This is a genomic window from Salinarchaeum chitinilyticum (assembly GCF_055390775.1).
Window position 1 is genome coordinate 960,184 of record NZ_AP043888.1, and the last position, 24,717, is coordinate 984,900.

The following is a 24,717-nucleotide window of genomic DNA, read 5'->3' on the forward strand; positions in this document are numbered from 1 at the left end:
CGATGACCGGGAATCCCATCGTCGCCGTCCACGCGATCCCGACGGTGACGGGGTTCTACGCCGACGACCAGCGCGCGATCAAGCGGGGCGCCGACCGCGACGGCTTCGCCTACGACGGGGAGCCAGTGACGGCGGGGTTCGAGCGGATCCGCGAGGCTGGCGAGGCGCTGACAGTCGAACTCGAACTGGCCGACGGCACGGTTGCGACCGGCGACTGCGCGGCCGTGCAGTACGCCGGTGCCGGTGGCCGGGACCCGCTGTTCCGCGCCGGGGAGTACCGGCCCGTCGTCGAGGAGCCGGTCGCGGACGAGCTGGTGGGCCGAAATCCCGCCGAGTTCGACGACCTCGCGAGTGCCATTGAGGAGCTGCCCGCCGAACGCTCGGGCGGCGACCGACTCCACACCGCCGTCCGCTACGGCGTCTCCCAGGCGCTCCTCGACGCGGCCGCGACGACGCGCGGCGTCACGAAGACGGCCGTCGTCGCCGACGCCGTCGGGAGCGAGCCGGCACGGCGTCCGATCCCCGTCTTCGGCCAGTCCGGCGACGACCGGCGGACGAACGCCGAGAAGATGCTCCTGAAGCGGGTTGGCGTCCTGCCCCACGGCCTCTTCAACAGCGTCGAGAAGGTCGGCGTGGAGGGCGAGGCGCTGCTCGACTATCTGGAGTGGCTCGCCGATCGGACCGACGCGCTCGGCACCGACGAGTACCGGCCGCGCTTCCACGTCGACGTCTACGGCATCCTCGGCGAAATCTTCGGCCCGCCGTACGACCGCGGTGCGGTCGTCGAGTACTTCGAAGCCCTCGCCGCGGCCGCGGCGCCGTACCCGCTCCAGGTCGAGGGGCCGATGGACGCCGGCAGCCGCGCGGGACAGATCGAGCACATGGCCACCCTCCGCGACGCGCTCGGCGGCGCCGGCGTTCCGGTCGATCTCGTCGCCGATGAGTGGTGCAACACGCTCGAGGACGTCCGGGCGTTCGTCGACGCCGGCGCCGCCGACGTCGTCCAAGTCAAGACGCCCGACCTCGGCGGGATCCAGCGCTCGGCGGCGGCGGTCCGCTACTGTGCTGACACCGACGTCCGCGCGTATCTCGGGGGCACCTGCAACGAGACCGCCACGTCGGCGCGGGCCTGCGCCCACGTCGCGCTGGCGACCGACGCCGCGCAAGTGCTCGCGAAACCCGGGATGGGGTTCGACGAGGGGTACATGCTCGTGACCAACGAGATGCGGCGGGCGCTCGCCCGCAGCGAACGGTACCGCGCCGGCGGCAGCGGCGCGACGCCCGGCCCCGCGACCCCGGCAGGTGATTCCGATGACTGACTGGACCGACCCCGAGACGTTTCGCGCGGCGCTCGACCGGGCGGGGACCCGCGAGAAAGGCACCTACTTCGAGTCGTTCGTCGAGGGCGAGACGATCGAGCACGAGCCCGGGCTCCGGCTCACTCGCCACGCCGCCGAGCGGTGGACGAGCCAGACCCTGAACCACGACCCCGCGTACTGGCGGCCCGACGCCGCGCGGGACCGGGGGTTCGACGAGCCGCCGATCCACCCGGACTACCTGCTCGCCGCGACGATGGGCCCCAGCGTCGAAGCCCTCTCGGAGAAGGGCGGGTACTTCCTCGGCCGCGACGACGTGACCTTTCCGCGGGATGCGGTGTACGCCGGCACCGAACTGCGCGTCGAGTCGACGGTGCTGGCGACCCGGCCCTCCGGCTCCCGGCCGAACTACGGTATCGTGACCTGGGAGACCCGCGGCGTCGACGTCGCGAGCGGAGACCTGCTCTGTTCGTACGAACGGACGAACATGGTCCCGCGTCGCGACCCGGTCGAAGCGGGCGCCGAAGCGCGCGAGGGGACGTCGTCCGCCGATCGCGACGACCGTTCCGAGGACGACGCTCCGGACGTCCCCGAGACCCTCCTCGCCCCGGACGGCGAGTACTTCGAGGCGTTCGCCGAGGCCATGGACGCCGCTGCCGACCGCCCTGACGCGGCCGTCGCATATCGCCACGACCGCGGCCGGACGATGGACGCCGTCACCGTCACCGAACTGCCGCTCGCGACGCTCAACACTGCCCGCCAGCACCACGACGCGGCGTCGATGCGGGACTCCCCAAGCGGCGAAATCGTCGCCTACGGGGACGTTACCCGCTCGACGGCGCTGGGCCACGCGCGCTCCGACGAGGCGACCTGTCGCGAGGTCAGCGCGACGGCCGAGCGGTTCCACGACTTCGTCACCATCGGCGACACGATCTACGGGTTCACTCGCGTGCTCGCGGCGGACGGCGATCCGGGACCGCCCCACGTCGGCGAGGTGACCTTCGAGCACGTCGCCTTCGACCAGGACCGGCGGCCGGTCTACTCCGGACGACGGACCGCACAAATCGAGCGGAGGGACGGGCGATGACCGACGCATCCACACACTCCACACGAGAACCGATGACACAGCGACTCTGCCGAACGTTCCAGACAGCACCGGTCGCGGTGGCCGGCGACGACACCGCGAAGTACCTCCGCTCGGGCCTCACCGCGTCCGGGTTCGAAGCGCCCGACTGGCTCGTGCCAGACCTCGAGGACGGCACCGCGCCGGCGAAGAAAGCCGAGGGCGTCGAGAACCTCCTCGAACTCCTCCCGGAGTACGCGCCAGACTTTCGCGGCGAGATCTTCCCCAGAGTCGAGTGGGCCTACGACGCACCGTCGACGGCCGAACGCGGCCGCGAGCAGATCGATCGTATCCTGGGGGCCGCCGGCGAGCACGTCGACGGCATCGTCGTGCCGAAGGTCGGCCGCGTCGCCGACGTCGAGGCGGCGCTGACGACCGTCGCCGACGCCGAGCGCGAGTACGGCCTCGCCGACGGCTCGATCGAGGTCGCACTGATCGTCGAGACCGCAGCGGCACGATCGGACCTCCGGGAGATCGCGATGCTGGGCCGGGGGGACAGCGGCGGTAGCGGCGGCGGTGATGGCGACGGCGGCAGTGATGGCGACGGCGACAACGACGACGGCCGGCTCGCTGCCCTCGTCTTCGGCCCCGTCGATTACACCGCGGAGCTTGGCGGGCGATCCCGCGACGGCGACCGCTCCGCCTGGCCCGCGCTGCTGGAGGCCCTCTCGAACGAGGCCTCGGCGAACGGCATCGTCGCCGTCGGCGGCCCGTTCGACCGGTTGTTCGCCGAGCGTGCGGGGGTCAGCTACTACAACGCCCCGGAGTACGCCGCACAGGTCGAACGGGAGGCGGCGGTCGGCCTCGACGGCTCGTGGTCGCTCCATCCCAAGCAGACGACGCAGGCCAACCGGATCCACATGCCCACGCCGTCGGAACTCCAGCGCGACGTCGAGAAGATCGAGCGGTTCGACGCGGCGAAGGCGGCGGGAACCGGTGCGGTGAGCATCGACGGGCAGATGGTCGACGAAGCGACGCTGAAGAACTTTCAGAACACCGTGTCGACGGCCCGGGCGATCGCGGACCGGCAGCCCGAGCAGGCCGAGGCGGTCTACGACGCGGCACTGATCGATCGGGCCCATTCGGTCGAACTACGCTGACCGGACGCGCCGAAACCGGGCTAACGGCCGACGCCCGAACTCAGTCCCGGACGAAGGTCACGGGCTGTTCGGCGTTGAGCAGGACGTGCTGGGCCGTGCTCCCGAAGACGGCCTTCCCGGCGGGAGAGCGTTTGCGGCCGCCCACGAGAATGCGGTCGGCACCGACGTCTGCGGCGAGGTCGACGATCGCCTCGCCGACGTCCTCCGTGACGGCGCCGCGGACGTCAATCGAGGTGGTGCCGGCGTCGACCGCGTCCTCCAGCAGCTCCGTGATGTCGCGGACGGCGGTCGATCGCCGTGCGACCGCAGCGGGCTCGGGCGGCGCGTCTGGGTCGAAGTTGAGCCGGTCCACGGCGGCGTCGAACTCCTCGGGCGTGAAGACCTGGGCGACGTACACCCGTTCGAGGAGCGGGCCGGCCAGGTCGGCGACGGCCTCGGCGAGCAGTTCGGCGCGTGGCGCGTCCGTGCCGCTCACCGCCACGAGGACGGTCAGCCCGGTCGATCCCCCGTCCGCGATCCGAATCCGATCTCCGTCGAGCTCGTCGCTCGATACGTGGTCGTTCGTCGTCATTGGCAGATGGTCACGGGCGAAGCGGATAAACGTTGGCCACACTTGATTACCTAGGTAGTAACCACAGCTCGTCCCACGACCGGCGCTCCGCTCGACCGGCGGACCGCCCGGACGCCCCGGATCGAAACGTCCATCCGGTCCGCGAGCGAATCAGGGCGCCGTATGGAGATTCGTCGGAAGAAACGGCTCGACGACCTCCGGGGAGCGAGGGAGGTCCACAACCGGACCTGGCGGGTCGGCTTCCGCGGTATCGTTCCCCAGGACGTCATCGAATCACAGCTCCGGCCGACCGACGACGACGCGCTGGAGTCGCTGCGGCGGGAGATCACGTCCGAACCGGGCCCCTTCGCGACGGCGGTGGAGGACGACGCCGTGATCGGGTTCGTCAGGGCACGGTACGGCGACACGTCGTCGTTCGTCCAGGGTATCGAGGGCGAGATCGTCGATCTCACCGTCGATCCGGCGCACTGGCGGGACGGGGTCGGCTCGACGCTGCTGGGCACGGCGATCGACCGACTCCCGCCGATGATCGACGGCATCTCGACGCGCGTGCTCGCCGACAACGATCGCGCGCGTGCCTTCCTCGAGACGAACGGGCTGGTCGCCGAGGAGACGGTGGCGGCGACGGTCGGCGGCGAGTCCTTCGAGCACGTGATCTACCGGGTCGGCCTCGAGTGATTCGCCCGGCGAGACGCCGCCGTGGCCGGCCGCTCTCGCGACGATCCGGCAGTCCGCGGGGGTTGGCGGGGAGTATTTGAGCCCGGCACCGGAAGGCCGCGGCATGGAGTATACGACGCTCGGTTCGACCGGGATGGAGGTCTCGAAGATCTGTCTTGGCTGCATGAGCTTCGGCAGCCAGGACGACTGGATGCTCGACGAGGACGAGTCCAGGGAGATCATCGAGCGAGCCCTCGACCTCGGAATCACCTTCTTCGACACCGCGAACGTCTACAGCAGCGGCGAGAGCGAGGCGATCCTCGGCGACGTGCTCTCCGAGTACGACCGCGACCGCCTCACGGTCGCCACCAAGGTGCGCTGGCCGGGTGCCAGCGAGCACCGCAACGCGGAGGGGCTCTCCCGGAAGACGATCGAGCAGGAACTGGAGCACAGCCTCGATCGGCTCGGGATGGACACCGTCGACCTCTACCAGATCCACCGGTGGGACTACGACACGCCGATCGAGACGACGCTACGCGCGCTCGACGACGCCGTCCGCCGCGGAAAGGTGCGCCACATTGGCGCGTCGTCGATGTACGCCCACCAGTTCCAGGAAGCGTTGCACACGAGCGACCGGCTCGACCTCGCACGGTTCGAGACGATGCAGAACCTCTACCATCTGAGCTACAGGGAGGAAGAACGCGAGATGCTCCCGCTCTGCGATCGGGAGAATATTGGCGTCATGCCCTGGAGCCCGCTCGGTGGTGGCTACCTCACGCGGCCACACGAGGAGTTCGACGAGACGGAGCGGGGCGACCACGAGAAGAACGAGATCGGCCTGCCGTACCACGAGGGCGCCGGCCGCGAGATCAACGAGCGCGTCGAAGAACTCGCCGACGAGAAGGGCGTCACGATGGCACAGCTGGCGCTCGCCTGGCAGTTCCACAAGGAGTGGGTCACCGCGCCGATCCTGGGCACGACGAGCGTCGAACACCTCGAGCAGGCCGTCGAGGCGGTGGAGATCGACCTCTCCGAGTCCGACGTCGAGTACCTCGAGGAGCCCTACGAGCCCGTCGAGATCTACGGGCACGAGTAGCGACGAAGACGAGACCCGCCGTCGATGCGAGCCGTTTTCTGAGCAATTTCCCAGTCAACTCGGCGATCGCCGCTCAGGCCTCCAGCCGGTTGGCTTTCCCGCCGCTGGGCAGCCGTCCCAAGCCGTAGAGCACGGCCATCAGGAGGACGACGCCGAGAACGATCGTGGCCATCCCGCGGAAGACGGTGTCGAACGGAACTCCGACGTCGGTCAGCGTGCCGATGACGACGCTGCCGCTCGCCTGGATCAGCATCATCGTCGCACTGTAGAGGGCGTAGGCGCTCGCACGGTGCGCGTCGGGGAGCGTGTCCAGCAGGTAGGTGTCCATCGCGGGGAACAGACAGTGGATGACGAAGCCCATGCCGAGGCTGACGACGACGATCGCCGGAAGGCCGCCCGCGAAGGTCAGCCCGACGAGCGCGATCGAGAACCCGGTGACGATACCGAGGACGAGCGGAACGTGGGGAAAGCGATCCGCGAGCCCACCGCCGACGTAGAAGGCCGGGACGCCGGCGGCGAAGATCACGGTGAGCATGAGGTTGGCGGTGCCACTCGAGAGCCCCTTGACGTCCTCGAGATACGTCGCGTAGAAGTTGAAGAAGCCGTTCCAGACGAGACCGACCGCGCCGATGAGGACGACCCCGGTCAGGATCAGGCGCCACTGTCGCCGGACGGCCGCGAGCAGATCTCGGTCCTCCCTGCCGGCTTCGGGGAGCTCCGCTCGCCTGGCCGCGAAGAAGAACGCGACCGTCCCGAGCGCGGCGATACCGGCGACCACGACGAAGACGTGCCGCCAGCTTGCGACCGCGAGCACCGCGGAGACCGTCAGCGGCGCGAGGACCGCGGCGACCTGTGATGCCGCACCGTGGATTCCGAGCACCCGCCCGACGCGGTTGGGGAACAGCTCCGAGACGAGCGGGTTGGCCGCGATGAAGTACGCGCCACTGGCCAGTCCCATGAGGAACGCGCCAATCGCGACGGCCGCGGGCGTGGGTGCCGCTGCAGTCAACATGGCGGCGACGGTGAGCGTCACGCCCGCTGCGAGAATTACCCAGTGGCGAGGGACCTTCGTCAGCGCGTAGCCTGCGGGGAGGCGCGGCACCGCGCTGCCGAGCCACGCGAGCGTGACGATCAGCCCGATGGAGCCGCCGCTGAGGCCGAAAGCGTCCGACAGCGGCCCCACGAGCGGCGCGAAGATAACCCGTCCGAAGTTGACGAGGAACACCATCGCACACAGCGAGCCGAAGACCTGCACGCGGCGGGAGGGCATCTATCCCGGGGCTACCGACGGCGACACTGCAAGCCTTTCGAATCGTAGGGGACGCATCACGGATGTACTGGCGCGACGGCCCCGGCCGCGAACCCGTCGACGGCCCGTATCCGCAGACTTCGGCCGTTTACCACTGGTCACCGCGCCAGAGGAGGCGATCCCGGCGGGTGCATCGGTTTTTTGAGGGGGCCCTCCGTAGCACGGGGCATGAAATCCGTCAGGAAGGGTCTGCGCGACAGCGACCTCGAGAAGGACAACTACGGTCGCCTCTCCTGTACGGCCTGTGAGGAGGAGCTCAAATCCGAGAACGATCCCGACGAGGTCGGGACGATCCGGGTCTGCCCCAGCTGCGGGGCGAAGTGGAAGGAGCTGAACTGATCGGGCTCTCCTGTGGCCTGTCGCTACCCAGAAGCGTCGCGCACGTGATCGAACGAACGCCGTAGCGGCCGCCCTGCGGTCGGCCCGTCGCTCGGCTATCTGGCCGACTCCGTCGCGAAGACGGCGTCGAAGGCATCGGCCCCCAGTGGATCGAACTGGCCGGCGCGGAGGTTCTCGATCGCGTGCTCCCGGCTGCAGGCACCGACCAGCGCCGCCGTCACGCCGGGGGCGCTCCGGGCGAAGTTGATCGCGCGCTGAGCGTCGGTGTCCCCGTCGACGCGCGTCGCCACGTGCTCGGGAACGCCGGCCGCGAGGTCACCCTGCTTGATGCTCGCGCTCGCGAACACGGAGAGCCCGGCGTCCTGCGCGAAGTGCAGCGCCGATTGGGGACCGTCGGGGCCCTCGTGGGCAGCGACGGTGTAGGCATCCGCCATCTCGGCGTTGAAGGGGAGCTGGATCGCCCGGAACCCGGTCGTCTCTGCACCGACGGAATCTGCCGCTCGACGGGCCCGTTCGATCACCGTCGGAAGCGAGAGATAGCAGCGGTGATCCGTCGCGACGCGGAACGCGTCCCAGGTCGCGACGCCGTAGGCCGCGATGTCGCCCGCCGCACGACGCTCCTCCAGCCGCTCGAAGGCGGCCTCGAGCTTGTCGTATACCTCCTCGCGCGAGCGCGCCATGAGCTGCGTCTCGGGGTTGTGGACGTAGTAGAGGTCGATCGTCTCGAGGTCGAGATTGTCGAGCGACCGATCCAGCTGCGCGTCGAGGAAGTCGGGCTCGAGACAGTGACTGCCCTGGGCGAGGTCGTCGACCTCGGCGAGCCCCGGCTGGACGAACTCTTCGTGCACGTAGCGGCCGGGATCGTCGGGCCGTTCGCCGTCGAAGTGGACGAACCCGCCTTTCGTCGCGACGAGAACTTCCTCGCGATCGACGTCGGCGTCGGCGAGCGCGTCGCCGACGACGCGTTCCGAGCGCTGGCAGCGGTAGTTGATCGCGGTGTCGACGAGGTTGCAGCCGGCTTCGAGTGCCGCGACGATCGACTCGTGGTAGCGATCGTCGACCTCGTCGGTCGGGTCACCGAGATAGGTGCCGATCCCGATACTGGAGACGACGCCCTCGCCGTGACGCCGGAAGTAGGTGAGACCGAACTCCTCGCCGAAACGGTCGCGGTACGCCCACGTGCCGTTTGCCGTCGCCATGCCACGCCTTCGTGACGGAGACGGTTAGCTGGTCGGCTTCGTTCGCCTGCCGCGTCGCTACCACGAAAGCCAGACCGTAGATCACTCCGCTCGCAACCGCGTCTCGAAGGACGTGCCGTCGACGTACTCGCCGGACAGACCTGGTACGTACGTTCCCTCGAGCCCGCAATTGGCCGCGAGCAGACAGACCTTGCGTTCGGACGGCCAGATGACGTCGACGGCCCCATCGGATTGCCTGACGTCGATCTCCTGCCGGTAGGTCATCGACGAGCCGTCCGTCGCGACGAGGCGAACGCGCAGGACGATCTCCTCGTGCTCGTCGATCGGGAGCCGCTCTCCGCCACCGGCCACGGACCCGTTCGTCCCCTCGAGTCTCGCCCCCGATGCGGTCAGCGACCACGGAACGGCGATCGAGCCGTTCGGATCGTCGACGCCGTAGGCCGCGTACTCGCCGGGGTCAGTTTCGAGGCGAACGGCCGCGTGATCGACGCGGTCGGGGACCCCGAGCACGGTCTCGCCGGCGAACCGCTCGGCGGACCGAACCTCGAGCGGCTGGAGCATCGGATCGACCGGCTCGCCGCCCGGGTTCCACTCGCCGCGGTACGTGTACCGATACGGGGTGCGGCCCGACGTGGCGTCGAGCACCGCGAAGTCGCTGGCGGTGTGACGATCCAGCGCGTAGACCACGTCGCCGTCGAGCCCGCCGTCGTTCCGGAGGGACTGGAACGGATGGTTGAGCCAGTCGCCGTACGGTCGCGGGACGAACACGACGGCGTCGTCGAACGCCTGGTCCTCGAAGGGTTCGTAGGCAGTCTCGAGGTACTCGGTGTGGTCGGCGTGGCGATCGACCGGCGGCTGGACGAACGCTGCACTGGCGCCCCCGCCGATGGCAGCGAGGACCAGGAGCCCGGCGAGGCCGAGCGCGCGTACCGTCCCGGCCGACGCCGGGATCGACCGAAGCAGGCTCGACGATGCGGAGTCCCCTGACTGTGGGCCGGCAGCGGTCGTTTCGTCGGGGCTCCACTCGCCGATCCATCGCCACGTGCCGAGGAGGCCAGCCGCCCCGAAGATCGACAGCGGCGCGAGCAGGTCGAAGTGGTAGAACGGACCGAATAGCCCGAGCAGGCCGTCTGCCGGGTCGTCGAAGTCGCCGAGCACGTTGTTGTTCCCCCAGAAGGCGACGTTGCCAGCGGCGACGGTGACGAAGAGTCCTGCGAGAAGCGCCCGCGCGGTCGCATCGAACCCGCGGTTGTCGGATCGATCGGCCGCCTCGGACGCCCCGGATCGACGCCGCCAGCCCCGCGCCGCGAACCCGATGCCGACGGCGGCGAGCACCGTCCCGATCGGTCCCGCCGGCCCCCAGCGAGTGAACAGCGCCCAGAGCACGTGGCCGTTCGCGTGGAGCGCGAGCTCGGGGGTGTACTGGATCCCGTGGCCAGCGATCTCGCGATGGCCGAAGCCAGGGCCGTCCTGGGGAGCGAAGGCGGCGTAGGGGAACTCCAGGGCTGCGCCGGTGACGACGACGTTGTAGGCGAGGGCGACGCCGACGAACGCGAGCCCGATCGCTGCGGTGGCCCCGTGACGAACGAGCGGCTCGGGGAGCGCCTCGTCCCGATCGGGGAGCGTTCGGAGATCGATGCGCCGGGCGACGCCGACGAGCTGCCAGCAGGCGTGTGCGATGAACGGCGCCGCGAACAGGACGGCGGTGTACGGTCTCGCGAAGAACGCGAGGCCGATCGCGAGCCCGGCGAGTGCCCCGAAGGCGAGGCTCCGGCGGCGGGAGGCGCGGAGATAGCAGACCGCGAAGGCGAGCGTGAGCAGCGTCGTCGGCGCGTAGGGCAGGAACACCGACGTCGTCAGCAGCGTCATCGGTGCCGTCGCGAAAGCCGCAGCGGCGACGACGCCGATCCGTCGATCGAACGCCTGGGCCCCGAGGACGTAGACCAGCGCGACGTTTCCGGCAGCGACGGCGGCCAGGGCGAGCCGTGGCATCCCGAACAGCCCCATCGGAATCGCGAACAGGGCCGCAGGGTAGGGCTGGTACTTCGGATAGAGTCGGCTACCGTCCTGGACGAAGAACCACGGGCGAACGGCGTCGGCGATCGGGCCAGCGTGGAGTTCGAGCCGACCCTCGAGCAGCATGGCCGCCTGCTGGAGGTAGACGCCCTCGTCGTGGTTCGCCGAGTGGTGGGGAAACAGCTCGGTGGCGATCGCGAAGACGAGGATCCCCGAGAGCACTGCGATGGCGCCCGCGAGGAGGTGTTCGATCGGCTGTCGGCGGGGGTCCAGTCGGGCGAACGGCGAGCGCGTGCGGTCGGCGGACACGAGAGAATCGGCGTGGCTGACGCTTTAGATGTCCACGCCCACGTCTTCCATCAGTTCGATCGTCCCCTCGACGTCACCGAGTTCGGCGAGATCGACGTCCGGAACGTTCAGCTCGTCGATCGGCGGGAGGTCGCCGACCGGATCGACGCCCGGCGCGAGCGGATACTCCTGAGTCTCGACGGCGAAGTAGGCCTGGGCCTCTGCAGAGAGCAGGTGGCGGACGAAGTTCTCCGCGAGCTCGGCGTCGTCGGCCTGGTCCGTGACGGCGGCGCCGGCGACGTTGAACGTCGCGCCCGCGTCACCGGCGGTGAACGCCGTCGCGATCGGCGCGTCGGGATCGCCGGCGAGCACCCGCTGGATGTAGTAGTGATTGGTGAAGCCGACGTCGATCTCGCCGTCGGCGATCGCCTGGTTCACCGCCTGCTCGTTGGGATAGGACGTGACGCCGGCGTCGAGGAGCTCCTGGAGCCACTGGCGCGTCGCCTCGTCGCCCTCGAGGATCCGCATCGCGGTGACGAACGCCTGGCAGGAGCCGTAGACCGGCGACCAGCCGAAGTCGGCGTCGAGCGCCGTCGGGATCGCCATGATGTCATCGGGGATGTCGGACTCGTCGTACTCGTTGGTGTTGTAGGGGACCGTCCGGACGCGGCCGGACGTGCCGATCCAGTTCTCGGTGCTGAACTCGGGGCTGACGAGATCGCGCAGATCCGAGGAGAGCGCCCGGGTGCGGCCGGCCTCGGCCAGCGAGACGAGCGCGCCGGCGTTGACCGAGTAGAACACGTCAGCCTGCGTTCCGGAGCCCTCCGTGATGATCTGGTTGACCATCGCCTGGGAGCCCTCGCCGTACCGGACGTTCGGAGTGAAGTCGTCGTATCGCGAGTCGATCGAGTCGACGAGCGCGTCGACGAGGAACTCGTGGCGGCCCGAGTAGATCGTGAGTTCGCCCTCGAGGTCGGGCATCTCCGCCATCGGCGTCCCGTCCTGTCCGAGACTCTGTCCGGGACCGGAGCCGATCCAGTTGAACGGCTCGGAGCTATCGTCGTCGCCGCCGAAGACGTCGATACAGCCAGAGAGGCCCGCAGCGCCGATCGCTGCGGACGTGGCGAGGAACGTACGTCGGCCGGTGCGTGGAGTGGCGTTTGGTCCGTCGGTACGAGAGGTCTCGTCGGAGGCGTCGTCGCGTGGAGTCCGGGTCATGTGTGGATGGTGAATCGGGTTGGGGATGTGGTCGTCGATTCGGGGCAATCGGTTCGGATCGTGTGGAGGGGTTAGTCGTCAGCGGCCGCCGGTACGGGCTCCGGGCCGGCGGGCTCGATGCGGTCGAGGCAGTCCAGCCACTCCAGCATGGACTCGCCGACCTCGTTCAGGAAGGCGCCGTTGCGGTACTGGTCGTACTCGCCCGTCGCGAGCGCCTCGCCCATCGCCTGGAAGACGGCCGCGAACGCCTGGGGCGTCGGAACGTCGCCCGAGGCCGCCGGCGTTTCGCGCTCGACGGCGTCCGGGTCGTCGTCGGTGCCGTCCGCGGTGAGGCCAGCGGCGGCGACGCCGTCGGGCACCGTGTCGGGCTCCACCGAATCGACCAGCTCCCAGACGTGCTCGTTGAGTTCGAGGCCGGCGACCTCGTTGTGGAGGTCGTCGAAGGTCGAGCGCGGGGCCTTGTTGTGTTCACAGAGCGGCTCGCCGTTGTAGATCTGCGCGCCGAGCAGGTCGCAGGCCCGTTTGAGGAAGACGCCGCTCCAGATGTCGTCGAAGCGGCCGACCTCCCACTCGTTGTCGTCCATCGGCAGCTGGTAGAACGCCGGGATGACCTCGCGGCGGAAGGCGAGGTTCATCGAGCAGACGGTGGTGTAGTTGCCCTCGGCGGCGACGAAGTCCCGGTCGAAGTCCGCGAAGTCGGTGCGGGTCTGTGCCTGGCCCTCGAGGTCGCCGTCCATCAGGATCCGGACGGCGTCGAGGTCGGGGACGTTCGTCCAGAGGCCCTGCGAGGCGACGATCGTGTCCACCTCGGTGGTGGTCGTCTCGATTTCCTCGTCCATCGCGGCGTAGGGGTAGCCACGGGGGTAGAGGCCGTGCTCGCCGGCGTTCTGGTAGAGGACGTTCACCCACTGCTCGTCGGAGGAGACCGACTCGATCTCGCCCTCGAAGGCGAGGTTCTGGAGGTGCTGGCCGAAGAAATCCCACTCCGCGTGGGGGAGCGTGTCGTCGTCGATGAACACGCCGTACTCGAACTGGGGGTTCGCCCACATGTAGAGCAGGCCGAAGCTCGTCTGTGCGTGGCTCGCCTCGGGGATCAGGTCGCTGTACTCCGCGGCGTCCTGCTCTTCGAACCACGCCTCGCGGGCGGTGCCGTCGAACACCTCGCCGGAGAGCCCGAGGTCGTCGAGCATCGCCTGCATCTCCTCGGTGTCACAGAAGTCCTCGGTGACGAGGACGACGTGAAGTCTGTCCGTGTCGAAACCGTGCTCGCGTGCGTTCTCGGCGTAGGCCTCGACGCACTCGTACTCGCGGATCGTCGGTACGATCACGCAGACGTCCCGTTGCATTGCCCGGCTATTTTTTAGGCAACCCTAAAAGATTGCCGGTTCGGTCCGGCTCCCCGGATTCGGCCGTCGAGAACCGGGAGAGAACGAGGCCAGCGAGCGCACCGCCAGCGAGCGTGATCCCGTTCTTCAGCGCGTGGTCGAGCACCGCGGCGGCGAGCGCGACCGGGGCCGCGACCGGCGAGAGCGCGACGACCGTCGCGGCGAACGCGCCTTCGTAGAGGCCGACACCGCCCTGGGTCAGTGGCAGCACCTTCGCGAGGTTGCCCGCACACGTCGCGAGCGTGCCGACCGCGAGCAGCGGGAGGACGCCGGGCTCCGCGACCGCCGCGAGCACGAGGATCGCCGTCAGCGCGTCGAGCGCCCAGATCGCGAGGCTCCCGGTGCCAACGGCCGCGACGGCGCGGGGACGACGGGCGAGGACGGCGAGGTTGGCGGTCGCGGTGTGGACGCCGCTCCGCAGGCGATCCGGCAGCAGGGCGAGCGGGTCGATCCTGGAGCGGGAAGCGACCGCGACGCCGACGACGAACGCGACGGCGACTCCGAAGGCGGCTCCCGCGAACAGCCCGACTGGCAGGTCGAGCGATCGCAGTCCGTCGAACACCGGCGCTGCGTCACCTGCGAGGACGAACCAGACGAGCGCGACCCCGCCGAGCGCGCCGATCGCGGCGAGGTCGAAGACCCGTTCGACGGCGAGTGAGGCGACGCCCGTGGCGTAGTCGACGGCGCGGCGCCGTTTCAGAACCACTGCGCGCACGGCGTCGCCGCCCCGTGCCGGGATCGCGAGGTTCGCGGTCTGGCTGAGGAGGACGGCGCTCGTGAGAAAGTCGGTGCGGAGCCGGCGGTCCATCGGCGTGAGGACGTCGCCGTAGCGCCGGCCGCGGAGCGGCCAGGAGGCGGTGTAGACGGCGATCGCGGCGGCGAGGAGGATCGGGTCGGCAGCACGGATCGCGTCGATCGCCTCGCCAAGGTCGATGGTCCGAGCCGCGATGAACCCGCCGAGTGAGAGCAACGCGATCGTCCCGACGATCGGCAGCCAGCGACGGGAAGGCCGGGGCTGTTCGTCCCCGGAGCCGGTCGCTGACGCGGCTGGCATGGTGGCGACTCGCTGTCCGAGAAAGTTAAGCCCACCTAAAACCAGTCGACCGTCAGCCGGAATCGCTCCCCTTTCGGCCGTCGCCCCGCTTCGTCAGACCGAGGGCTCCGACCATGACCGACACCGATCCGACCGAAGACGAGCGAACGACGATCAGAACGGGCCGGGAGTTCGAGCAGGCGTACCGCCTCGACGCCGCGGAGGCAGGCCGGTTCCTCGTGGCGCTCGGCGAGCAGCTCCAGGCGGGCGACGAACTCGAACTCTCGACCGACGAGTGGGTGCTCCCCTTCGCCTTCGGCTCGCCCGTCGAGCTCGAGATCGACTTCGAGGGCGTCGGCGAGCCGGAGCTGGAGATCGAACTGGAGCTTCCCGGACGCACGGACGAGCAAGCGCCCGCGGTCGAGTCATCCGCCGTCGAGTGAGCGGCGGCAAGTAAGCGACGCTACGTGGACGACTGCGAGTGAGCGGCGGTAAGCGGACGGCAACAAGTGAGCGCTGGGGAGCGGCAGTGAATGAACGGCAGCGCTCACGCCGACCCGGCGAACCGTCGGTCGGTTACAGCTCCTCGATGAGCTGCCGGGTCGCCCACCGGATCGCCTCGTCGCTGGAGTTCGCGGGCTCCCAGCCGAGCGCGCTCAGCTTCTCGATCGAGAGGCACATCTTCGGCACGTCGCCCTTCCAGCCACGCCTGCCGCCGGTGTAGCTGTACTCGGGGTCGACGCCGAGCTCCTCGGCGACGATCGATGCGATCCGATCGACGGACGTCGTCGTCCGCGTACCGAGGTTGAACGTGTTGACCGGATCGTCCGCACGCGCGATCGCGTGGGCCATGCCGTCGAGACAGTCGTCGACCGTGAGGTAGGACTTCTCCTGGCGACCGTCGCCGAGAATCTCGAGCTCCGTGGGGTCCTCCCGGAGCTTCTCGATGAAATCGGGCACCACCGCACCGCGCAGCCGTGGGCCGACGACGTTCGCGAACCGGAACGTCCAGACGTCGAACTCGCCCGCGTGGGCACGCGATGAGAGAAGGCCCTCGTCGGCGAGCTTGCCCGCGCCGTACGCGCTGATGGGCTCCAGGGGCGCGTAGTCCTCGGGCGTGGGCCGGGGCGCCTCGCCGTAGACCGTCGAGGAGGAGGTGAAGACGAACCGCTCGGCGTCGACGGCCTCCGCGGCCTCGACGACCTGCTGGGTCATCCGCGTGTTCCTCGCGTACTGTTCGATCGGGCTGTCGTTGTCCACGTACTTGTCCGCGGCGAGGTGGTAGACGTCTGCGCCGTCGGGCACTGCGTCGGTCAGCGCGCCGCCGTCGAGCGCCGCCGGATCGGCGAGGTCGACCTCGACCAGCTCGGCGTCCGCGGGGACCCACTCCCGGCGGCCGCCACGGAGGTCGTCGAGCACGGTGACGTCGGCGCCGTCGGCGAGCAGGCGCCCGGCAAGGTGTGAGCCCAGGAAGCCCGCGCCGCCGCTGACGACCGCGTCGCCATCGGGGAAGGCGACGGCACCGCCGTCTGGCACCGTCGCGTTCGCGTCGGAATCGGACATGCGCGGAGCGTCGTGGACTCGCCGGAAAACGATTCCGGGTCGTGGCCGCCGGCTGGGCGATCGATCGGCAGCCAACGGGCCGTGGGGGGCGCCGTTGCACGCATCGATTTCATCGGGATGCAGACTTCCCTGCGTACACACCATTGCGGTGGTGCAACCGTCCTCATTCGAAGCACTGCTCGTGAGAGAGTACCGTCACCATCGATTCGTCCGCCTCAGGAATCGGGAGCGACGGGGAGTTCGACGGCGAAGACGCTTCCCTTCGGCTCGCGGTCGGTTACCCGCACGTCGCCGCCGTACTGGTCGACGATCGTGCCGACGAGGTGGAGGCCGAGCCCGGTGCCGGGGCTCTCCAGTCCTTTCTCCCCTTTCGCGAAGATTTCCTCACGGCGATCCTCGGGGATCCCGTCGCCGTCGTCGGCTACGCGAAGCACCGCGGTGTCGCCCTCGTGCTCGACGCTGACGGTGACCGTGGGCTCCGGCGAGTCGTTGTGGATAATCGCGTTCTTGAGCAGGTTGTCGAGGACCGAGTCGAGCAGCTCGTCGGCGAGGACGTCGACGGCGGGGAGCGGTCGCTCGATATCGACGTCGGCGCCGGGGTAGCGCGAGCGCATCGCGTCGACCTGGGTCGTGACGACGCGCTCGAGCGCGACGGGTTCGGTGGCCTCCTCGCTGCGGAGCATCGTCCGGGTGAGGTCACGCGCGGTCTTGGTACGGTCGATGGCCTCCGTCGCAGCCCGTTCGAGCGCGGCGAGGTGCTCCCGTCCCGCTTCGTCGACGTGCTCGTCGAGGAGCTCCGCCCGGCCGCTGACCATCTGCATGTCGTTCCGGATGTCGTGGCGGACGACCTCGTTCAACAGCTCGAGGTGGTCGCGCTGGGCTTCCAGCTCCCACTCGTACTCTTTCAGGTCGGTCACGTCGCGGGCGTACCCCAGCACGGCTTGCTCGTCGGTCCCGGCGACGTCGTAGGGGATCTTGCGCGTCTGGAGGACGTGCGTCTCGCCGTCGGCGTCGGTGAGCTCTTCTTCGGGGATGAACTTCGACTCGCCGGACTCGATGACCTCCAGGTCGTCCTCGCGGAACTGGCTGGCCTGCTCGTCGGAGAAGAGGAGCTCGTAGTCCTTGCTCCCCACGACCTCCTCGACGGAGATCCCGTACAGCTCTGCGACGGTCTCGTTCGCGAGGATGTACTCGCCGTCGGCGTTCTTCGCGAAGACGAGGTCCGGCACGAGGTCGATTACCTGACGGAGTCGCTCGCGTGCCCGTTCGAGCTTCTGCTCGCGGCGTTTGCGCTCGGTGACGTCGCGGACGAATCCGCCGACGTACTGCACCTGCCCCTGGTCGTCGGTGAGGGGCTCGCCACGGGCCCACACCCAGCGTCCGTAGTCCGCTGCCTCGTTGACGCGGTACTCGATATCGACGGGCTCGCCGGCGGAGATCCGATCCATCGCGTCTCGGACCTTCTCGCGATGGTCCGGATAGATCCCGTCGAGGAAGTCCTGTGGGTCGGCCTGGACGGCCTCGGCGGACTGGCCCCAGATCTCTTCGTACGCTCCGTTGAGAAAGACGACGTCGTCCCAGTCCGCCGTGAACATGTAGATGACGTCCGGGGTACTGTCCGCGAGCTGGTGGAACAGCCGCGTGAACTCGTCGGGGCCCATGTGCACTCATCGAAGTTGCAAATTGAACGACATAACTGTACTGCCCGTTCCTTGCGCGGCGCTCGGCGTGATTCGGGAGCGGGCGGGCAGTCGAAAGACGAGTACCACGATGAACGAACGCGAGCGCAACGGGGCGCTCCGAACGCGATCGATCCAACTGGACTGGAGCGATATGCTGAATGAGAGAGCATGAGAGAAAAGAGAGGGGAGAGAGGGGAGATTCAGCAAAACGAGAGCGGTCCAGCCGAACGTGGGAGTACCCACAGTTCGTACGCTGGCCGATCCAGGCCAGTCTAGTCGAACACGCCAGCGGAGAGGTAGCGCTCGCCGCTGTCGGGGAAGACGGTGACGACGAGTGGCTCGTCGCCATCCGCCACAACGAGCCGCTCGGCGACCTGCTTCGCGGCGAGACTCGCCGCGCCGGAGGACTGGCCGGCGAGGACGCCCTCCTCGCGAGCGAGACGGCGACACTCCGCCTCGGCGTCGTCGAGCGAGACGACGATCACGTCGTCGAGGAGGTCGCGATCGAGGTTCTCGCTGACGAACCCCGGACCCATTCCCTGGAACGCGTCTTCGCCGGCCTCGCCGGTCGTGAGCACGGCGTTACCCTCGGGTTCGACGGCGACGACCTCGACCTCGGGGAACGCCTCGCGCAGCCGGCGGCCGACGCCGGTGATCGTGCCGCCCGTGCCGACGCCGGCGACGAACGCGTCGATCTCCCGATCGTCGACCTGGTCGAGGATCTCGGGTCCCGTCGTCTCGTAGTGGGCGTCGGGGTTCGCGGGGTTGCGGAACTGCTCCAGCAGGACCGCGCCGTCCTCCGCGATCGCCGCGGCGCGCTCCCGGGCGTCGGCGATGTCGCCCTCGACCAGCTCGACGTCCGCGCCGTAGGCGCGCATCAGCTGTCGGCGCTCTTCGGACTTCGAAGCGGGCATCACGATCGACAGCTCGTAGCCTCGCGCGGCGGCGACCAGCGCGAGCCCGATCCCGGTGTTGCCGCTCGTGGGCTCGACCAGCCGGTCGCCGGGCTCCAGGTCGCCGGCCGCCTCCGCGGCCCGGATCATCCCGAGCGCGGGGCGGTCCTTCGCGGAGCCCCCAGGGTTCGCAGCCTCGAGCTTCGCCGCGACCGTCGCTCCCTCCGGGCTCTCGATCTCGACGAGCGGCGAGCCCAGGGTCTCCAGGACGCTCCCGTACATGGACCAGGGTAGCGGGGACGGGCCCTTACGGGTATCGACAGTGGCAGCGCTGGCTGGGGTCGTGGAGTCCCGGTATCCCGGTGCGGGGTCTGAGCTGCCCGCGGCCGGTCCGGGCGATTCGGTCCCATGACCTTTGGGCCCCGGGCGTGAAGTGCCCGTACATGTACGAACGGATCCTCCTCCCGACGGACGGTAGCGAGAGCGCCGACGCCGCCCTGGACCACGCGCTGGACATCGCAGCTCAGTACGACGCCGAACTGCACGTCCTCCACGTCGTCTCCGCTGCCTACGCCGAGGCCGGGCCGGGCCACGCGACCGCCATCGAGGCCATGGAGCAACACGGCGAGGAGACGTTCGACCGGATCGCGGAGCGCGTCGAGGCCGCCGGCGTCCGACTGACAACCGAGCAGCGCCACGGCGAGCCCCACACGTCGATCGTCGAGTACGCCAACGAGGCGGGCGTCGATCTCGTCGTGATGGGCACCCACGGCCGCACGGGGCTCCAGCGCTATCTCCTGGGGAGCGTCACCGAGAAGGTGGTCCGCACCTCCGACGTGCCGGTGCTCACCGTGCGCTACGACGAGGAAGCAGCCGAGGAGTGATCGCGGGAGCCAGCGAATCGGCTCGACGTGACTCGGTCACCGCGAGCGGCAGGTTCCGCCAGTTGAGACAGCGTTAAGCGGCGCAGCCGCCAACGACCAGCAATGAGTCTCGACACGATGCAGCCCACGCCCACCTGGAGCGCCGACGCCCACGAGGAGACCGTCGACACCTTCGAAGCGATCGCCGACGAGATCACGGTGAAAGTGTGGGGCGGCGACTGGTGCAAGGACTGCCGCGCGGCCCTGCCGGACTTCGCCGCGGCGCTCGAGGCCGCGGGCGTCCCCGAGGACGCCATCGAGCATTATCCCGTCGAGAAGGAAGACGACGGGACCAAGGTCGGCCCACAGGTCGAGGCCTACGGCATCGAGTACATCCCGACGATCGTGATCGAACGCGACGGGGAGGAGCTCGCCCGCTTCGTCGAGAGCGAGGACGTCCCCGCGGCGATCTGGCTGGCGGACCGACTGCGGGAGTCCGAGCAGGTCGCCTGAGGCCGCGGATTCGTCGAATTAGCTGCTTCTTTTCGAACGTTCTGGTCGGTCGATCGTGCTGAGTATCGGACCGACACGACTGCAATGGCGCGTGCTGGCGCGGCTGCGAGCCCCGAAGCGGGCGAGCAGCCGCCAGCCAGCACGCGAGGGATGAGTAGCACAGCGACGGAGGAGCGAGCAACGGAATCGGTTGGGGAGGACGTGGACCGTCGTACCGAGCATCCGCGAGTGATCGAAGAGAGCGAGCGGTTCACCGCACCGAGCGGAGCGAGGTGCGGTCTTTTTTGGTGTCCTGACGAGCGCAGCGAGTCAGGGCTCGCGAGAGCTTCGCTCTCGCGGTGCAGATTTTTTCGAGGAGGGTTCCCGCAGAGCCGGAGGCTCGAGGAAACCCGACGAGAAAAAAGGTGCTAGTTGATCGTCGTGTGCTCGCTCTCCTCGTTGAGCGCCAGGTTCGCGGCGATCTCGGCGTTCCGCATCGCGTACTCGGCCGTCTGGGCGAGGCTCACGAGCACTTCCCGGACCTGCAGGAGGGCCTCGTTGTCCATCTCCGGGAGGTCGGCGAGGATCTCGCCCTCGCGGTCGCGGAGCTCGTGGAACTGCTCGCGGACCGCGATCGTGAGATCGTAATCCCGATCGACGGCGGCCTTGACCGAGAGCTCGGTGATTTCGTCGACCTGGTCGGTGAACTCGCGGATGCGGCGCATCTCGGAGTCGTCGAGTTCGAGGGTGTTGTCGTCGGCCTCGAGCACGATCTCGGCGATGTCCTCGGCGTTGTCGGCAGTGAGCTCGAGGTTCTTCGCGATCGAGCGGTAGCCGATGAGCGGGAAGCCGGTGTCGAGGTCGACGGCCCGCGCGAGGTTGGGGTTCTGGTAGGCGGTGAAGATCAGGCGGAGCAGGAGGACGAAGATCTTGTTCGCCTGGCGCTCTCGGTTGAGCGCGCGCTCCGCGAGGTCTGGGTTCCCGCGGGCGAGGGCCTTGACGGCCTCGCCGCGCATCGTCGAGCCCGTCGATTCGAGTCGCTCGAGGAGGTTGTCGAGCGTGAAGTCCTCGGGATCCACCGAGCAGCGGATCGCGATCGATTCGGGCGTCTCCTCGATGACGCCGAGCCCCATCAGCTGGGTCTCGGCCTGGTAGACCGCGTTGATCGTCTCGCTGTCGAGCGCGCCCTCGGTCTGTTCGACGCGAATGACTCGCCGGCCGAGCACGTACTGGGCGACGATCGCTCGCTCGACGGCGCCGGCGTCGAGGTCGTCGGCGTGGACGATCGCCTCGGACTCCTCGCCGCTGGCGGACTCCGGCAGCACGGTCAGCGTCCCCTTGCCGCTGGTCCGTAGCGAGACCTCGTCGCCCTTTTCGACGTCGTGTTCGCCGGCCCACTCCGCCGGCAGCGTCATGGCGAGCGTCGACGGCCCCAGTCGCTGTACTTTCCTCGTTTCCATGTGAGGGAGGTACGTGCAAGGAGACCTTAGTCCTGACTATACGTGTAGTATTGCTTTGGAGAGTGTTAATACGATTGTGTGGGATCCGGCGCCGGTGGCGAGTTCCACGGCTGCGGGGCCGATCGCGTCCGATCGAGGCAGAAAGGGCGACGGTCGCGGTGCGCTCAGCGTCGGATCCGAACGCACCCATCCAGCGACAGTTCCGGGCCGTCGAATCACTCGACCGGCAACAGCCGGTGCTCGACGCGCCCTACGCGGACCTTCCGCCAGCCCTGGAGTTCCTCGTCGAGGGAGTCGTCGTCCGTGTCGACGCGCAAGGTGCCGACGCCGTCGAGCTTCCGGCGCGAGCCGACGACGGCCAGTTCCGCGGCGCGGATCACGTCCGGCGCGATCTGCTGATTCCCACGCCCGAAGAGGAACCCCTGGCCGCCGATCGGCGAGACGACCACGACGACGGCGGGATCGCCGTCCGTCGCCGCCGAGTCGTCGTCCACGGCCCCCGTTGCTGCACGTATCTCGTCGGCCGAGCCATCCCGGACGAGTAACTCGCCGTCCGGCGGCGACGCTGTGCTCGGTGGCTCCGCGAACGTCGGCGAGGCCTGCCAGACGTCGACGCCCAGCGGTGACCCGTCGATGCCCAGCGCGTCTTCGATCGCACCGACGGTGCTCCCTGGACCGAAGACGTAGATCCCGCCCGGCTGGAGGTCCGCGAGGAACCCCTCGACGAGCCCCTCGACGCTCCCGCCGCCGAGCTGTTTGCTCGCCTGGACGCCCTCCGCGACGGGAACCGGGCGGACTGCCCGGAGCTCAGTCTCGACCGACCCCTCGCGGTAGACGTCCTCGTCGATGTCGTTGATCTCGCGGTTCTCGACGCGGTCGAACTCGGCGGCGATCCGACCGGCCTCCCGCGGCGTCACCGCGAAGACCGAGGAGTAGACCTTCACCCCAGCGGGCACACCGAGCATCGGCGTGTCGCGAGCGTCCGATTCGCCGTCCACGTCGTCGAGCGCCGCGGCCACGTCGACCGCCGTACCGTCGCCGCCGACGAACAGGACGAGATCGACGTCGCTGTCGGCGAGATCGGCGACGACCGCTCGCGTGTCCGCAGCCGTCGTAGTCGCCGGATCGCGCGTTCGTTCGGGATCGACGGCGCCGACGAGTTCGGGCTCGAACCCCGCGGCAGTGGCAGCGTCCGCGCCCATCGCGCCCGGTCCCGCGAGGACCGTCGCGTCGGGCGCGCGCTCCGCGAACGCCGCCATCGCTTCCGCGGCGCGGTCCGGCGCTCGCGGGGCAGCGCCGCGCTCCCTCGCCTCCTCGACCTTCCCGTCGGTGCCCTTGAGGCCGACACGGCCGCCCATGCCGGCGACGGGGTTGACGACGAGGCCGATGCGCATACGCCGCCGTTGGCGACCACGCCTCATAGCACGTGCGGAGTCCGCCCGTCCCGACTGGGCCATCCGCAATCCTTAGGCCCCGGCCGGCAGAATCCCGACGTATGACCTCGACGCTCCCACTCGCAGCCGACTTGCCGACGACCGAGACCGCGCTCGTCGTGCTCGGCCTCTCGATCGTCGTCACGCTGCTCTGGCTGCTCGCGTTCTACCGGTAGCGCGCCGGCCCGGGATCCGACCTCGGCTCGGGATCGCTGGCTCAGTCGCGCCAGCTCCAGTCCGGCGTCCAGTCCAGCAGCCGCTCGGCCTTCTCAGTGGTGACGAGCGGCTCCGTGCCAGCGATCGGTTCGCGTCGCTCCGCGTCGTCGAAGAACGCCTCGACGAGCCGCTCGCTGTCTGTTCGAACGCAGGTGTCGTCCGCGACGGCCCAGAACCGCTCGTGCCCCTCGATGTCGGCCTCGATCGCACGACGCGCGATCGACGCGGCGTCCTCGAGATGGAGGTAGGTGAACAGGACGTCCCGCGTCGTGCTGGAGCGCTCGCCACTCATCGCTGCCGGATCGGTCGGCCATTCTTCGAAGGCGTCCCGCAGCGTCTCGCCGTCGGCGACCCAGGGGTAGCGCAGCGAGGCGATCGTGGGGCCGTCCGGTCGTCGCGCCACGCCGTCGGCGGTGACCTCCATCGCGTGCTTGGCGACGGCGTAGGGGTCCCGCGGCGTGAGCGGGTGGGCCTCGTCGACCGGGAGATAGTCGACCTCGATCGGCGCCCCCTGGAACGCTGCGCCCATGACGTTGACACTCGAGGGAAGCACGACGCGATCGATCCCGAGCGTCTCCGCGGCCTCGAGGACGTGGTAGGCCGTCTGGACGTTGCTCCGATAGGTCTCGTGGCCGGGGTGACGCGAGGGGCTCGGGATCGTCCCCATGTGAATCACGGCGTCCACGTCCGTGCGCGCGAGCGAGCCGTAGACCGCTCCGGCGTCGAGGAGGTCGATCGACTGGAACTCGTCGGCGACGGCCTCGCGTCGCTTCCCCCGGGCGACGTTGACGGTCTCGTAGCCGTGGTCGGCGAGCTCGGCGAGGATCGCCTCGCCGATGGTCCCGTTGCCGCCGGTGACGGCGACCCGTTCGACTGCCATACCCGGGAATCAGCCAGCCCGGGGATATAGCTGGTGGGCCCTGCAGCCGATTGCCGGATCACGTGCAGCTCGGCAGCCGGCGCGGCGATGCGATTCCGGCGTCAGTCCTCGCGAACGACGGTCACGGGACGCGGCGACAGTTCGACGAGCCCCTGCGCGACGCTCCCCAGCACCTGCCGGTGGCGGTCGCTGACCGTCCGGTGGCCGACGATCACGCCGTCGACGTCGCCGCGATCCTCGACGAACTCCGGGATCGCCTCGACCGGATCGCCGTAGAGCAACACGTCCTCGAGCTCGATCGACACCGCCTCCCTCGCGTCCGCCAGGATCGCTTCGCCGCGGGCCTCGGCGTCCTCGACGGCCTCGATCACGAGGGACTGCTCGCCGCTTGATCGATCCCCGATCGGCCCCGCGCCGGCTCGCTGGTAGACCTCGGGATCGACGGCGTGGACGGCTGTCAGCGAGCCGTTCGTCGCCGTCGCCAGTCGCTCGGCGTGTGCGAGTGCTCGATCGCTCTGGTCGGACTCGTCGACGCAGACGGCGAAATGCATGTGAACTCCTAGCACGTGAACGGAAAAGACGGTT

The 24,717-nt window shown here is 69.3% G+C and carries 23 protein-coding genes; 9 read left to right on the plus strand and 14 right to left on the minus strand.

The features are described 5' to 3' along the window. Positions 1 to 2 precede the first annotated feature (2 nt). Genes ACZ5KP_RS04760 through citE form a run of 3 tightly spaced genes read left to right on the plus strand, consistent with a single transcriptional unit; the run spans position 3 to position 3,539 of the window. Positions 3 to 1,319, plus strand: coding sequence for a methylaspartate ammonia-lyase (locus tag ACZ5KP_RS04760; protein WP_460920447.1), 1,317 nt, complete (start codon positions 3 to 5; stop codon positions 1,317 to 1,319). After that, positions 1,312 to 2,403, plus strand: coding sequence for a 2-methylfumaryl-CoA hydratase (gene mch, locus ACZ5KP_RS04765; protein ID WP_460920450.1), 1,092 nt, complete (start codon positions 1,312 to 1,314; stop codon positions 2,401 to 2,403). Before ACZ5KP_RS04760 ends, mch begins: the two co-directional genes overlap by 8 nt. After that, entirely contained in the window at positions 2,400 to 3,539 is a 1,140-nt protein-coding gene (citE, locus tag ACZ5KP_RS04770; protein ID WP_460920453.1) for an L-malyl-CoA/beta-methylmalyl-CoA lyase, read from the plus strand. The genes mch and citE overlap by 4 nt, the downstream gene beginning before the upstream one ends. A 40-nt stretch (positions 3,540 to 3,579) precedes the next feature. On the opposite strand, the gene ACZ5KP_RS04775 is transcribed toward citE, so the two are convergent. Then, entirely contained in the window at positions 3,580 to 4,110 is a 531-nt protein-coding gene (locus ACZ5KP_RS04775) for a universal stress protein (protein ID WP_460920456.1), read from the minus strand. A 162-nt stretch (positions 4,111 to 4,272) separates the two neighbouring features. On the opposite strand from ACZ5KP_RS04775, the gene ACZ5KP_RS04780 reads away from it, so the two are divergent. Further along, positions 4,273 to 4,788 carry a GNAT family N-acetyltransferase gene (locus ACZ5KP_RS04780; RefSeq protein WP_460920460.1) on the plus strand — a complete coding sequence of 172 codons (516 nt, stop codon included), beginning with the start codon at positions 4,273 to 4,275 and terminating at the stop codon, positions 4,786 to 4,788. A gap of 103 nt (positions 4,789 to 4,891) precedes the next feature. Continuing rightward, complete coding sequence (locus ACZ5KP_RS04785; protein WP_460920463.1) at positions 4,892 to 5,863, plus strand: aldo/keto reductase; 972 nt, start codon at positions 4,892 to 4,894, stop codon at positions 5,861 to 5,863. Positions 5,864 to 5,936: 73 nt separating this feature from the next. Here the strand turns inward: ACZ5KP_RS04785 and ACZ5KP_RS04790 are convergent, their stop codons facing one another. Beyond that, positions 5,937 to 7,133, minus strand: a complete 1,197-nt coding sequence (locus tag ACZ5KP_RS04790; protein WP_460920465.1) for an MFS transporter — start codon at positions 7,131 to 7,133, stop codon at positions 5,937 to 5,939. A gap of 207 nt (positions 7,134 to 7,340) precedes the next feature. On the opposite strand from ACZ5KP_RS04790, the gene ACZ5KP_RS04795 reads away from it, so the two are divergent. Beyond that, the gene (locus ACZ5KP_RS04795) at positions 7,341 to 7,511 is read left to right on the plus strand and encodes an HVO_0758 family zinc finger protein (protein ID WP_460920467.1); all 171 of its coding nucleotides are present in this window, start codon (positions 7,341 to 7,343) and stop codon (positions 7,509 to 7,511) included. Positions 7,512 to 7,606: 95 nt separating this feature from the next. Here ACZ5KP_RS04795 and ACZ5KP_RS04800 read toward each other — a convergent pair whose 3' ends face one another. From ACZ5KP_RS04800 to ACZ5KP_RS04820, 5 genes are all read right to left on the minus strand, one after another. After that, positions 7,607 to 8,710, minus strand: a complete 1,104-nt coding sequence (locus ACZ5KP_RS04800) for an aldo/keto reductase (protein ID WP_460920469.1) — start codon at positions 8,708 to 8,710, stop codon at positions 7,607 to 7,609. An 81-nt stretch (positions 8,711 to 8,791) separates the two neighbouring features. Next, complete coding sequence (locus ACZ5KP_RS04805; protein ID WP_460920472.1) at positions 8,792 to 11,035, minus strand: DUF7846 domain-containing protein; 2,244 nt, start codon at positions 11,033 to 11,035, stop codon at positions 8,792 to 8,794. 24 nt (positions 11,036 to 11,059) lie between these two features. After that, positions 11,060 to 12,232 (minus strand): extracellular solute-binding protein, encoded by a 1,173-nt coding sequence (locus tag ACZ5KP_RS04810; RefSeq protein ID WP_460920475.1) that lies wholly within the window; start codon positions 12,230 to 12,232, stop codon positions 11,060 to 11,062. Positions 12,233 to 12,303: 71 nt separating this feature from the next. Further along, positions 12,304 to 13,578 carry an alpha-1 4-glucan-protein synthase gene (locus tag ACZ5KP_RS04815; RefSeq protein WP_460920478.1) on the minus strand — a complete coding sequence of 425 codons (1,275 nt, stop codon included), beginning with the start codon at positions 13,576 to 13,578 and terminating at the stop codon, positions 12,304 to 12,306. Positions 13,579 to 13,585: 7 nt separating this feature from the next. Then, positions 13,586 to 14,671, minus strand: coding sequence for a lysylphosphatidylglycerol synthase transmembrane domain-containing protein (locus tag ACZ5KP_RS04820; RefSeq protein WP_460920481.1), 1,086 nt, complete (start codon positions 14,669 to 14,671; stop codon positions 13,586 to 13,588). Between the two features lie 113 nt (positions 14,672 to 14,784). Between ACZ5KP_RS04820 and ACZ5KP_RS04825 the strand changes: the two genes are divergently transcribed. After that, positions 14,785 to 15,093 carry an amphi-Trp domain-containing protein gene (locus ACZ5KP_RS04825; RefSeq protein ID WP_460920484.1) on the plus strand — a complete coding sequence of 103 codons (309 nt, stop codon included), beginning with the start codon at positions 14,785 to 14,787 and terminating at the stop codon, positions 15,091 to 15,093. Between the two features lie 133 nt (positions 15,094 to 15,226). Here ACZ5KP_RS04825 and ACZ5KP_RS04830 read toward each other — a convergent pair whose 3' ends face one another. The 3 genes from ACZ5KP_RS04830 to ACZ5KP_RS04840 all read right to left on the minus strand — a co-directional run bounded on the left by ACZ5KP_RS04830 (position 15,227) and on the right by ACZ5KP_RS04840 (position 19,070). Beyond that, complete coding sequence (locus ACZ5KP_RS04830) at positions 15,227 to 16,213, minus strand: NAD-dependent epimerase/dehydratase family protein (protein WP_460920486.1); 987 nt, start codon at positions 16,211 to 16,213, stop codon at positions 15,227 to 15,229. Positions 16,214 to 16,428: 215 nt separating this feature from the next. Next, positions 16,429 to 17,874, minus strand: a complete 1,446-nt coding sequence (locus tag ACZ5KP_RS04835) for a PAS domain S-box protein (protein ID WP_460921124.1) — start codon at positions 17,872 to 17,874, stop codon at positions 16,429 to 16,431. A 293-nt stretch (positions 17,875 to 18,167) separates the two neighbouring features. Continuing rightward, positions 18,168 to 19,070 carry a PLP-dependent cysteine synthase family protein gene (locus ACZ5KP_RS04840; protein WP_460920489.1) on the minus strand — a complete coding sequence of 301 codons (903 nt, stop codon included), beginning with the start codon at positions 19,068 to 19,070 and terminating at the stop codon, positions 18,168 to 18,170. A 161-nt stretch (positions 19,071 to 19,231) separates the two neighbouring features. Here ACZ5KP_RS04840 and ACZ5KP_RS04845 point away from each other — a divergent pair, with 161 nt between their 5' ends. Beyond that, positions 19,232 to 19,672 (plus strand): universal stress protein, encoded by a 441-nt coding sequence (locus ACZ5KP_RS04845; RefSeq protein WP_460920492.1) that lies wholly within the window; start codon positions 19,232 to 19,234, stop codon positions 19,670 to 19,672. A 102-nt stretch (positions 19,673 to 19,774) separates the two neighbouring features. Next, entirely contained in the window at positions 19,775 to 20,164 is a 390-nt protein-coding gene (locus ACZ5KP_RS04850) for a TlpA family protein disulfide reductase (protein WP_460920495.1), read from the plus strand. 407 nt (positions 20,165 to 20,571) lie between these two features. Here the strand turns inward: ACZ5KP_RS04850 and ACZ5KP_RS04855 are convergent, their stop codons facing one another. The 4 genes from ACZ5KP_RS04855 to ACZ5KP_RS04870 all read right to left on the minus strand — a co-directional run bounded on the left by ACZ5KP_RS04855 (position 20,572) and on the right by ACZ5KP_RS04870 (position 24,683). Continuing rightward, complete coding sequence (locus tag ACZ5KP_RS04855; protein ID WP_460920498.1) at positions 20,572 to 21,603, minus strand: PhoU domain-containing protein; 1,032 nt, start codon at positions 21,601 to 21,603, stop codon at positions 20,572 to 20,574. A gap of 215 nt (positions 21,604 to 21,818) precedes the next feature. Next, positions 21,819 to 22,997, minus strand: coding sequence for an ATP-NAD kinase family protein (locus ACZ5KP_RS04860; protein ID WP_460920501.1), 1,179 nt, complete (start codon positions 22,995 to 22,997; stop codon positions 21,819 to 21,821). Between the two features lie 256 nt (positions 22,998 to 23,253). Next, complete coding sequence (locus tag ACZ5KP_RS04865; protein ID WP_460920504.1) at positions 23,254 to 24,132, minus strand: NAD-dependent epimerase/dehydratase family protein; 879 nt, start codon at positions 24,130 to 24,132, stop codon at positions 23,254 to 23,256. Between the two features lie 101 nt (positions 24,133 to 24,233). Then, positions 24,234 to 24,683 carry a universal stress protein gene (locus ACZ5KP_RS04870; RefSeq protein ID WP_460920507.1) on the minus strand — a complete coding sequence of 150 codons (450 nt, stop codon included), beginning with the start codon at positions 24,681 to 24,683 and terminating at the stop codon, positions 24,234 to 24,236. Positions 24,684 to 24,717: the final 34 nt, after the last annotated feature.